Consider the following 11523-nt stretch of genomic DNA (forward strand, 5'->3'; position numbering starts at 1 on the left):
ATATCAGATCGAGGTCGTAACCTTCTATTGCATATTCGCGATAAGCCGTTGTGATAATTACGGCAGGTGGATTTTTTAAGGTTTTAAGAAAATCAATCCCGGTAATCTGGGGCATTTTAATATCCAGGAACATCAGATCAACGGGCACAGTTCTGAGCATCTCTAATGCTTTGATTGCATTTGAGCAGGTACCCACAACCTCAAAAGTATCTAGCTGGTCAATGTGATTTTGTATCAACTGAATGGCCAGGGGCTCATCATCAACTAAAAGACACCTTACTTTCATAGATCTTATCTTTTTTACTTGTATTGTTTTTTAGGTTTATATGTAGTAAAACTACAAAGATATTATCGTGGGTAGTAATGCTCAAATCGTATTGTTTAGGATAAAGCAGCTGAAGCTGTTTGGTTATGTTATTTATCCCGATCCTATTTTCTTCTTTCTGCCTTCCCGGCATAAAACTGTTTGAAACCATAAAACGGAAACGGTTTTCGTTCAGTTTTAAATCTATATTGATTACAGGCAGGCCAATATCTTCGCCAGCACCATGTTTAAAAGCATTTTCGACCAGGGAGAGCAAAATTAAAGGAGCAATAGTGGCATCATCGTCTATCTTATGTGTAAAATTGACCGCTAAACGGCCACCATACCTTAGTTTTTCGAGTTCTATGTAATTTTCAATCAGCGTAATTTCTGCTGATAAAGGAACATACATACTGTTACACCTGTACAGTACATGATCGAGTATTTCAGATAAACCTGCAATTGATTTTGAAGTAATTGGAGAGTTAACCAATGAAAGCGAGTAAATATTGTTCAGTGTATTGAAAAGAAAATGTGGGTTTAATTGTGCCTTCAAGGCCTTTAACTCTGTTTCGGCCCGTTCCTTTTCTAAAGAGAGTTTATGTTGTTGTATAACATATTGTTCTTTGATTAATTTAATAAAGGCAAAAATCCAGGCGGCAGAAAACGTTAACGGAAAGTAGTGTGTAATAAGCTTGGGTACGTCCATTGCGATTTCAAGGATAGTCTCCTGGCCAAATGGTGGTGTTCTTAAGAAAGGTTCGAGCACATGCACCACCACTATTCTCGAACAAACACAGATGATATAACTTCCTACCAGAAAGTAAATGGCAACCACATAATAGGTTTTGGCCGTAATTAACCTTGGAATGATCAGGTAGGTTAAAAAATAGGAAGCAATAATGGTGAAGGAAATGTAGTAGGCATGCCGGATCAGGATTTTATGAAAATCATTGTATTCATCAATATCATAGCGGTTAAGAAACACAATAGAGGTAACCAGCCAAAAAATTATATGGCTAAGAAACCGGTGTGTGGAACTGAACTTGGCTATCCTCTCAATTAATGGCATCAACACAAATATACAATTCTTACCTATCCGAATTTGCACCGTCGACGAACACAACAAAAATGCATACGGATACATCCAAATGGATGCTGAAATGAGTTAAGGTCCAAAATACCTCTTTTTGGATGCCATACTTACCTATACGCCTTCAAACGGGTTTTTGCTTTGTGCTAACATCCATATTGCAGGAAATTTAAAACAAACCATGAACCAGATTAAGCGATTGTGTTTCCTACTCCTTTTATTATCAGCCCTGAAAAGCGTTGCGCAAACCGAAGTTAAACTTACCGGAAGGGTTATAGATGAAAAAACCTTAAAACCGCTCGAAAACGCGGGCGTCAAACTTTTATCGGTAGCTGATCAAAAAATTATAAAAAGCACAGTTACAGATAGCAAAGGTGAATTTACACTCCTCACCCAACCGGGCAGGTTTCACATTAAAATCGAATTTGTTGCCTATAAAACACAACTGCTCGAAAACAGAGAAATAACCCAGAACCTTAAACTTGGAGACATTATCCTGAAAGAAGATGTTCAGTTGTTGAAATCGGTCGATGTAACAGCAGAAAAAACTACGGTAGAATTAAGTTTAGACAAAAAAGTATTTAACGTAGGTAAAGATCTAATTTCAAAAGGTGGCTCTGCCAATGATATTTTAAACAATGTGCCTTCCGTAAATGTAGATGCCAATGGCGCCATAAGTTTACGTGGAAATGGAAGTGTACAGGTACTCATCAACGGCAAGCCATCTATGCTGACCAATAACAATGGTTTAGAGCAGATACCCGCCAGCAATATCGAAAAGGTGGAGGTAATTACCAATCCATGATTTGCTGGTGAATAAAGATACCACCAATTACCTGTACAATTATTATAATAAAAACAATATACTCGATAGTACAATTAACCGTTTCGAGAATTACAGAGAGCCACAAAAATACAATCAGCTCGAACTGAATTATGTAAAAACCTTTGATAACAAGGATCAAAAGTGGAATACGAGTTTACAATATGTTTTTTGGAATGATGATGAAAACCAGGACATCACCCAGCAAAAAACTTTCCCAGTTTTAACGAACACAAGCCGTTTAACATCAAGAGATATTGAAAGCAGCGATGCGATATTTATTCAAAGTGACTTTGTAGGCACTTTCTCTGGCGATTCAAAATTCGAAGCCGGGGTAAGGGCGAATATCAGGTCCATCCGAAGTGACTATTGGGCCAAAGCGGACGATGTACTGCTCCCAGCCTATGACAATAAGCTCAAGTACAATGAGAACATTTATGGTGCTTATTTTCAGTATGAGAACAAATTCAAAAAGTTTAACTACCTGCTGGGTTTAAGGGCTGAACTGTCGGATATCGGTATTTCAGACCGACAGGGCTCCTTCCAGGCTTTAAAAGATTATATCGATCTATTCCCTACCGCAAATATCACCTATAAGCTGCAAAAGAGTACCGATCTGCGTTTAAGCTATAGCAGACGTATAAACAGGCCACAGTTCTGGCAGTTAAATCCGTTTTCAGGCTTATCGGATACCAGAAACTTAACAGTGGGCAACCCCGATCTAAACCCCATGTACACCAATTCGTTCGAACTGGGCATCCTGCAAAGATGGGGGAAACTCACTTTCAACCCATCGCTTTATTATAAACATGCTACCAATTACTTCGAATTTATACTCAAGCAATCTGTTAATGGTTTTGTAAACACTCCTGTTAACCTGGATTACGAAGACCGTTATGGGCTAGAAATTTCAACTACCTACAACCCGCTATCCTGGTGGCGGTTATCGTGGGATTTTAACTATTACGCTTTTAAGCAACAGGGTACCTTTGAGAATAAAGAATATGGATCCGAAGACCATACCTGGTTTACCCGCATCAACTCGCGGATGAAGTTTCCGAAGAGTTTTTCCATAGAATACAGTTTTAACTACAGGGCCAAAAACACCGATATTCAATCGGTCAATAAAGCGCAGTATCGTGCTAATATCGCCCTCAGTAAAGACCTGTTTAAAGATAAAGTTTCAGTTACCTTAGCGGTAAACAACATTTTCGATTCGTTTATCGATAAGCAGATTACCACAACAGCTACCTATTATTTAGAATCGAGTTTTAAGGGTATCGGAAGATTAACCACCGCAACATTGGTTTACCGCTTTAACCGCAAGAAGGATGAAAAGGACAGGTTGCCAGATCAGGAGTAGGTATAGAAAGCATGGAGCAGATTAAATTGCAATCAATTTATCTCCTGTCGAGTAACATCGTTAAAAATTTCGTGCATTTTATTTTTGGTATCGATTGCCCTTTGAGTATTGAGCACGCAAAAAATAAGTGCAAAGGGAAAAATCATATAATTAATACCTAAAAACATTCCAACCATAGCAAAAATCATCAAAATTGGCCCAAATATGGATACCGAAAAYAGAAATTTTAGACTTTGCCTTTTGCTGGTCTCGATGATTTCGAAACTTCCGCTATTCACCCTATCCCAAAAGTAATATGTAGAAACAAGTTGGTCATTACTTCTTTCTTTAAACAGGATCTTTTCATGAGCCCCTTCAACTACTTCATAATCCAGCGCTTCCAACTCCTGGGTTATTCGATCGAATAAAACCTGATGCGGAAGATCAACTTCCCGTTCAATTTTAAATTCGAGTCCAATGAATAGATCTTTTATTATCAGTTTCATTGGGCTCGAAATATTATTCGGCGATTAAAAGGAAGTAATTTTTCTTTCCTTTTTGTACCACGACGAATTTATCGTTTATCAGATGATCTGCATTAAAGACTTGGGCCATTTCAGCTACCTTTTCTTTATTTACCGAAACACCTCCACCCTGAATGGTTTTTTTAGCCTCTCCCTTAGATGGAAAAACAGTAGCCTTTTCTGCAAGTAAGGTAGCCGCATCGATCCCCTCTGTTAGTTCAGATTTAGAAATGTTAAACTGTGGAATGCCCTCAAACATTTCTAACACCTGGCTTTCTGACAAACTCTTCAAAAATTCTAACGATCCGTTACCGAATAAAAACTCAGATGTTTTAATAGCAGTTTCCAAAGCTTCCTCCGAGTGGGTTTTTATGGTGATGTCTTGAGCTAAAGCTTTTTGCAGGATACGCAGATGCGGAGCGGCATCATGCTCCTTTTCCAAGGCTTCTATTTCATCTTTATTTTTAAGGGTAAAAATGCGGATCCATTTTTTCACATCATCATCTGATGCATTTAACCAAAATTGGTAGAATTTATATGGAGAAGTTTTCTCTGGATCCAGCCAAACCGCACCACTTTCGGTTTTACCAAATTTAGTTCCATCTGCCTTTTTAATCAACTGTGTAGTAATGGCATAAGCTGTACCAGCATCTTTTCTTCTGATCAGCTCCGTACCGGTAACAATATTGCCCCATTGATCAGATCCGCCCATCTGTACCAAACAGTTTTCATTTTTCCATAAATGATAAAAATCGTAACCCTGAATCAACTGGTAACAGAACTCGGTAAAAGATAGGCCAGAATCACCTTCCAAACGTCTTTTAACACTATCCTTTGCCATCATGTAGTTCACGGTAATGTGTTTACCTACATCCCTGATAAAGGTAAAAAGATTCATATCCTTAAACCAATCGGCATTGTTAACCATTACAGCGCCATTTCCACCTTCTTCAAATTTTAAGAATTTAGATAATTGCTTTTTCATCCCTTTCAGGTTATGCTCAATCATTTCAGGTGTCTGAAGATTACGTTCATCAGATTTTCCCGATGGATCGCCTACCATACCTGTAGCACCACCAACCAAAGCAAACGGTTTGTGACCAGCATTTTGAAAATGAATCAGTGTCATGATCTGCGTTAAGTGTCCAACGTGCAACGAATCTGCAGTAGGGTCGAAACCGATATAACCAGAAGTCATACCCTCGTTTAACTTTTCCTCAGTATTCGGCATAATATCATGCAACATGCCACGCCATCTTAACTCTTCAACAAAATTCGTCATTGTACAAACACTTTAATAATGTGCGTGCAAAGATAAAATTTTAGCTTAGTTTAAAGCAAATTAGTTGGTTTTGTAAATGAGTTATCGCAATTGCGCTTTGCAGCCCCGTAACCTTACCAATATTTTACCATTGGCTCTTTACAACCATATAAGAAAACATTACCTTGCAAAATGAACTTTTTATCCCATTATTATTTCGACCGGACAAATAATGATGCCAATGTGGTAATGGGAACGGTTTTGCCAGATCTGATTAAAAATGCTGCAAAAGAGGCAAATCTATACCCACAGAAGAATGAATTCCTGTTTAAAGGAAATCCTGATGAAGAAAACCTGCTTTTTGGCTGGAAAAGACATTTAGCGGTCGACCTGCTTTTTCATTCCTCTAATTTTTTCCTTGAGAAAACCACCGAGCTTAAGCAGCTCATTAAGCCCATTGTAGAAAATACTGCAGTCCGCCCCTCATTCCTCGCACACATTGGCTTAGAACTTTTATTGGATCATTTATTGGTAACACATAATCTGGTTCAGGTAAATCATTTTTATGATAAACTCGAAGCGGTAAAAAAAGAATCCTTGAGCGATTTTCTGGAGCACTGTAACCTGAAAGATCCGGAGGTATTTTTCAATTTTCTAGAAAAGTTCATCAGCAGTAAATACCTGTTGAGTTACCAAAAACTCGAAAATATCAGTTATGCCCTTAACAGGATCTGTATGCGTTTGTGGCCGGAAACGTTAAATGAAAAGCAGTTGCAGCAGCTGACTTTTGAACTTGGGATTTTTAAAACCGTTCTGGAAAAAGATTACATGGATATTTTTAAAGAGATTGAGAAAAAACTGGTTTGATTATTTTGATATATTTGGGCAAAAACCAAATAACTAAATGAAAATTAAACTAATTCTCTCCCTATTAATCATCGTTTTGCAGTTCAACACCTTCGCTCAACAGCAGATTAATGTTATCAAAAAACCAACCTGGAACATCCGAGCCTCTTATGATAGCAGGTACGGTACAAAAGTAGATTTATCCGGTAACGCCATCGCCATGATTGTTGACGTACCTAAAGCTGACTTTGCAGTGGTTACCGTTGATGATAAGCTCAGTCAGAAATGGCTTACAACACTTACTGGTTTTCCAATGGCAATTGGAAAATTTAAAAGCAACATTATGGTTGTTGCCTCCACAGACCGTAGCTACTTTAAAAGTTTTACCAATCAATTTATCGCTTATCTGTTGGAAGAAAAGACTGGCAAAATACTTTCTCAAAAGATAATTTATGATGGAAGTAAGGATTTTGTGGAAACACCAGAATTCTTTTTTTCTGAGGATGGCGCTTATTTTAAGATGGCGACAAGGCTAACAGCATTAAAACGCAAGGTGCATATAGGCTTACCGGTGGTTGGTTTTTTAACTGCCCTTAAAATGGATAAGGATTTTAATGAATCTCAGAGCTACACCGTAATCGATTTTAATGATAAGCTGGAACAAATACAAAAAATGGAACCCGACATGCCGGATGGAGATACCTGGAAGGCATCTTGTGGCGATGATGGCAGTTTTATTATCAGTACGGTAGATGCTTCGAAGGGAAAATGTAACGTTGCAATTTATTTGAGCAGTAACCCCAGCCCACTTAAAACCGTGAGCATTCCTTTGGATGCTTTTAACCAGGATGAAATATCGWCGATAAGTTTTGCAAGTAGTAAAAAGCCCCTGGTAAATTACATTGGCATATTCTACAAAAATACGAACAAAGAACGCTCTACGTTAATTGCAAGAATCGATTTCAATAACGGTACCTATACCTCAACAAAGGAAGTTTTTGATAAAGCCCATGTTAAAGAACTGCAAAAGTCTTTTGTACCGGCCAACAAAAAATTCAACGATCTGACTTTCTCAGATATTAAATACATGAATATCAGACATATTGCAGAATACAACAATACGCTTCTCGTTACTATTTCCCCAAGGTTCTCTGTTACGAGCAGCCATGGTTCTATTACATCTGAGGGATCACTTCTGATGAATGCCTATGATGTTCAAATGAAACCACTTTATCATCAATTCTTGCCCCGTGATTATACAAGTAGTATCGCGGGAGAGGGATCAGAGGTTTCCTTCAACCTGGCAGAGAAAACCCTTCGAATCTTAGCTAACCAAAAAGATGGTCTTACTGCAGTTGCTACCGTATATGCTGAAATGAACCTGGAATCAGGTACAATAAACAAAATCAATCTGATATCTAAGGACGACATCAAAAATTCTTATTATGCCAATACCGAGTCCATCAGCTGGCTAAATGGTAGTTTTATTATTCCATTCGTTGAGCGTATGGGCATTTTTAGCAAGAAAGTAGATTTACAGCTTTTACAACTAAAATATTAATCACTCTGCTCCTTTTTCTATATTTGTCTTATGTCGCTAACTGCAATAAAAGAAGAAATGGATGCCCTGGTGGCCGAATTAAACCAGCACAATTATAACTATTATGTGTTGGCTATGCCTACTATTGGCGATTATGAGTTTGATAAAAAATTAAAGCACCTCGCCGAACTCGAAAAAGCAAATCCTGATTTTGCCGATCCAAATTCGCCTACGCAGCGTGTTGGTGGAGATATTACCAAAAATTTCATTACCGTAAACCACAAATACCCCATGTTATCGTTGGGGAATACCTACAATGAGCAGGATCTCCGCGATTTTGATGAACGTATCCGTAAAGCGATTGGCGATAATTTTGAATACGTTTGCGAATTAAAATTTGATGGCCTATCCATTAGCCTTACTTATGAAAACGGCAAACTTTTACGTGCAGTTACCCGCGGCGACGGCACCAAAGGTGATGATGTAACCAATAACGTAAAAACCATTCATACCATCCCACACCAGATCAAATCGGCGATTGCGCCCGAACATTTCGAAATCCGTGGGGAAATTTTTATGCACAAAGCGGCCTTTTTACGCTTAAATGCTGCCCGTGAAGAACTTGGTGAAATCCCTTATGCAAACCCTAGAAATTTTGCTTCGGGCACTATAAAAATGCAGGATAGCAAAGAAGTGGCCAAACGGCCCTTAGATGGTTTTATTTATTTCTTATACACCGATAAAAATGAATTTAAAACCCATTGGGAAAGTTTAAATGCCGTAAAAGATTGGGGTTTCCATGTTTGCGAACATAACCGACTAGTTTCTAACATCGATGCAGTACTGGAATTTATCCACCATTGGGAAAACGAGCGTTTTAAACTAAGTTATGATATCGATGGTATTGTAATTAAGGTGAACAGTTATGCACAACAGCAAGAATTGGGTTTCACCTCCAAATCTCCACGTTGGGCCATTTCATACAAATACAAAGCAGCAGAGGTTGAAACTGTATTAGAAAAAGTAACCTATCAGGTAGGGAGAACAGGTGCAGTTACGCCGGTTGCCAATTTAAAACCTGTTTTATTGGCCGGCACCACGGTTAAACGCGCTACATTGCATAATGCAAACGAAATAGATCGTTTAGATTTACATGAAGGCGATACCGTTTATGTAGAAAAAGGTGGTGAGATTATTCCAAAAATTATCAAGGTAAATTTAGATAAGCGATTGCCTGGCGCTACAAAGGTTCAATATTTACACAACTGCCCCGAATGTGGAACAGAATTAATCAGAAGAGAAGGAGAAGCAGTTCATTATTGCCTTAACGATGAGGGTTGCCCGCCGCAGATTGTTGGAAAAATTCAGCATTTCATTTCACGCAAGGCCATGAACATTGATGGGCTCGGTGATGAAACTATTGAAACCTTTTATAAGCATGGCCTTGTAAGGCACATCAGCGATTTATATACCCTGTACCAAAAATCAGATCAACTGAAAACCTTAGACCGTTTCGGAGAACGATCGATCGAGAACATGCTTGCAGGAATTGAAAAGTCGAAGGAAATGCCTTTTGAGAAAGTACTTTTTGGCTTGGGTATCCGATATGTTGGTGAAACAGTTGCAAAGAAAACTGCCGCTGGCGTAAAGAATATCGACAACCTTTCTAAAGCTACTGTAGAGGAATTAATTGCCATTGATGAGATCGGCCAGYGAATTGCAGAGAGTATTGTTGAGTATTTTGGAAAATCTGAGCATTTACAGCAGGTAGAATTATTAAAATTAGCCGGATTACAGTTTGAAATTGAAGAAAAAGTAATTACGCTTGATAGTGATAGACTTATTGGAAAAACATTCGTAATTTCGGGCGTTTTTGAAAAATTTAGTCGCGATGAACTAAAAGATATGATTGAGGCTAATGGAGGCAAGATGCTGAGTGGTATTTCGGGCAAATTGAATTACCTGGTAGCAGGCGACAATRTGGGTCCATCGAAATTAGAAAAAGCGAATAAACTAAACGTTCCGATCATCAGCGATGCCGAACTTTTAGAGATGATAAAATAAAATGAGAGAGTGATTGAATTAGTGAATGATAGAATGTCCAAGGCATTCATTCAATCTCTCATTCAAAATTCAATAATTATAAATTAAAATGAACAAATTTCAGGGTACTGGGGTAGCATTAGTTACACCTTTCAACACAGATGGATCAGTTGATTATAACGGCTTAAAAAACCTGATTAATCATTTGGTAGACGGAGGGATAGATTACCTCGTTTCTTTAGGTACAACCGGCGAAACCGCTACAATGACCAAGGACGAGAAGAAGAAGGTGTGGGCCTATACTGCTGAAATTAATAACAATAGATTACCGCTAGTTGCCGGCATAGGTGGCAATAACACTTTGGCCGTTGCTGAAGATATTAAATCTTTCGATGCTAACGGATACAGCGCCATTTTATCGGTTAGTCCATATTACAATAAACCTACGCAGGAAGGAATTTATCAGCACTATAAATACTTAGCAGAAATTTCTCCTTTAGATTTGATTTTATACAACGTACCTGGCCGTACCGGAAGCAACATGAGCCCGGAAACTACCTGCAGACTGGCGTATGATTTTAAAAACATCATCGCGACCAAAGAAGCTTCAGGAAGTTTTGATCAGTTTAACCAGATTATGAGAGATAAACCTGCAGATTTTCTTTTAATCTCTGGTGATGACCCGGTTACCTTGCCAATGATCGCTTTAGGTGCAGCAGGGATTATTTCTGTAATCGGGAATGCTTTACCTAAGCAATTTTCTGATATGGTGAAACTTTGTTTAGCTGGCGATTATAAAGCGGCCTTGCCTGCTCATTTAAGCTTAATAGAATTTACCCGTTTGGCTTTTGCCGAGGGCAATCCGGCAGGAATAAAGGCGGCATTAAAACATTTAGGTGTTTGTGGCGATACAGTAAGGTTGCCATTGGTTAAAGCTTCTGTAGCGTTAGAAAAATCGATTATTGCAGAGATAGAAAAACTAAGCGAGGTGGCTTAAACACTACCCCAATTAATATTTTTAGAACAGATTGTTTGATTTTGCTGAAAAGTAAATGAAGACAATCTGTTTTTTTGTGTGTAAATAAAAAATTACGCAAATAAATCAACTGACAATCAACAACTTAAAAAAAAATTAAAAAACTATAACGCTACAAAAGTTTCAGGTGTATTAAAGGCACCATTATTGAATTGGCTTCGATACACACAAATTAAACACACAATGAAAAATGTATTATGTATTGCCATGTTGGCCGTAATGGTCAGCGGCTGCGCCTTACGCGCTAAGCTGAGCAGTGAATCATCCAATATCCATGTTGGAATGAACGAAAATGATTTTAAAGATTCTCATCGCCGGGCCACTTTAGTTTACCTGGCCAATGATTCGACAATCTACGAAGTTTTTAAAGGTTCGGGAGAAAGATCAACGTTTTCTGATTTCTATTATTTTGCACAAAAAAAACTATACAAATTTGAGCAAAAAACGCATTACTTCAATAACACAACCGTGAAAATAGAAGAATCAAAAGCTAATCAGAAATAAGGGAGATAACCATGAAAAAAATATTGTTAATTGCTTTTGTGGCAGTAATGGCCATGGGGTGCAAAAGCAGGTCGTATGTTGAATCTTCAATAGTAATTGGGATGCCCGAAAATGATTTTAAAAAGGCTAATCGTTCCGCAGAACTGATGTTGGCCAATGATGATGGCACAAATGTTTACCGCATGACCTCAAACTCATTTATCCCAA

12 protein-coding genes are annotated in these 11523 nt (G+C 38.2%); 8 read left to right on the forward strand and 4 right to left on the reverse strand.

The features are described from left to right. The coding region (locus AC1DND_RS09930) for a LytR/AlgR family response regulator transcription factor (protein ID WP_477581243.1) at window positions 1-286 on the reverse strand (286 nt) is incomplete at its 3' end. Continuing rightward, a complete protein-coding gene (locus AC1DND_RS09935; protein WP_477581245.1) occupies window positions 261-1376 on the reverse strand; it encodes a sensor histidine kinase in 1116 nt (371 codons plus the stop codon). The genes AC1DND_RS09935 and AC1DND_RS09930, both read right to left, overlap by 26 nt. A 118-nt stretch (window positions 1377-1494) precedes the next feature. Between AC1DND_RS09935 and AC1DND_RS09940 the strand changes: the two genes are divergently transcribed. Continuing rightward, window positions 1495-2202, forward strand: a complete 708-nt coding sequence (locus AC1DND_RS09940; RefSeq protein WP_477581247.1) for a carboxypeptidase-like regulatory domain-containing protein — start codon at window positions 1495-1497, stop codon at window positions 2200-2202. Window positions 2203-2209: 7 nt separating this feature from the next. Further along, a complete protein-coding gene (locus tag AC1DND_RS09945; protein WP_477581263.1) occupies window positions 2210-3583 on the forward strand; it encodes an outer membrane beta-barrel family protein in 1374 nt (457 codons plus the stop codon). A gap of 32 nt (window positions 3584-3615) precedes the next feature. On the opposite strand, the gene AC1DND_RS09950 is transcribed toward AC1DND_RS09945, so the two are convergent. Then, entirely contained in the window at window positions 3616-4068 is a 453-nt protein-coding gene (locus tag AC1DND_RS09950) for a hypothetical protein (RefSeq protein WP_477581249.1), read from the reverse strand. 13 nt (window positions 4069-4081) lie between these two features. Then, the gene (gene tyrS / locus AC1DND_RS09955) at window positions 4082-5368 is read right to left on the reverse strand and encodes a tyrosine--tRNA ligase (RefSeq protein ID WP_477581250.1); all 1287 of its coding nucleotides are present in this window, start codon (window positions 5366-5368) and stop codon (window positions 4082-4084) included. 171 nt (window positions 5369-5539) lie between these two features. Here tyrS and AC1DND_RS09960 point away from each other — a divergent pair, with 171 nt between their 5' ends. The 6 genes from AC1DND_RS09960 to AC1DND_RS09985 form a co-directional block, all read left to right on the forward strand. Beyond that, window positions 5540-6214, forward strand: a complete 675-nt coding sequence (locus tag AC1DND_RS09960; RefSeq protein WP_477581252.1) for an ACP phosphodiesterase — start codon at window positions 5540-5542, stop codon at window positions 6212-6214. 37 nt (window positions 6215-6251) lie between these two features. Continuing rightward, complete coding sequence (locus AC1DND_RS09965) at window positions 6252-7754, forward strand: hypothetical protein (RefSeq protein ID WP_477581254.1); 1503 nt, start codon at window positions 6252-6254, stop codon at window positions 7752-7754. A 30-nt stretch (window positions 7755-7784) separates the two neighbouring features. Further along, entirely contained in the window at window positions 7785-9797 is a 2013-nt protein-coding gene (ligA, locus tag AC1DND_RS09970) for an NAD-dependent DNA ligase LigA (RefSeq protein WP_477581255.1), read from the forward strand. A gap of 88 nt (window positions 9798-9885) precedes the next feature. Beyond that, complete coding sequence (gene dapA / locus AC1DND_RS09975) at window positions 9886-10773, forward strand: 4-hydroxy-tetrahydrodipicolinate synthase (protein ID WP_477581257.1); 888 nt, start codon at window positions 9886-9888, stop codon at window positions 10771-10773. Between the two features lie 222 nt (window positions 10774-10995). Continuing rightward, the gene (locus tag AC1DND_RS09980; RefSeq protein WP_477581259.1) at window positions 10996-11316 is read left to right on the forward strand and encodes a hypothetical protein; all 321 of its coding nucleotides are present in this window, start codon (window positions 10996-10998) and stop codon (window positions 11314-11316) included. A gap of 11 nt (window positions 11317-11327) precedes the next feature. After that, window positions 11328-11523: hypothetical protein (locus AC1DND_RS09985; protein WP_477581261.1), on the forward strand; the 196-nt coding region annotated here is incomplete at its 3' end.

The sequence above is a fragment of the Pedobacter sp. 01N416 genome (assembly GCF_056399685.1).

Bases quoted from the DNA above. Each gene is read 5' to 3' on its own strand.
- AC1DND_RS09935 (WP_477581245.1), bottom strand. From the start codon at position 1,376: ATGCCATTAATTGAGAGGATAGCCAAGTTCAGTTCCACACACCGGTTT.
- tyrS (WP_477581250.1), bottom strand. From the start codon at position 5,368: ATGACGAATTTTGTTGAAGAGTTAAGATGGCGTGGCATGTTGCATGAT.
- AC1DND_RS09960 (WP_477581252.1), top strand. From the start codon at position 5,540: ATGAACTTTTTATCCCATTATTATTTCGACCGGACAAATAATGATGCC.
- dapA (WP_477581257.1), top strand. From the start codon at position 9,886: ATGAACAAATTTCAGGGTACTGGGGTAGCATTAGTTACACCTTTCAAC.
- AC1DND_RS09980 (WP_477581259.1), top strand. From the start codon at position 10,996: ATGAAAAATGTATTATGTATTGCCATGTTGGCCGTAATGGTCAGCGGC.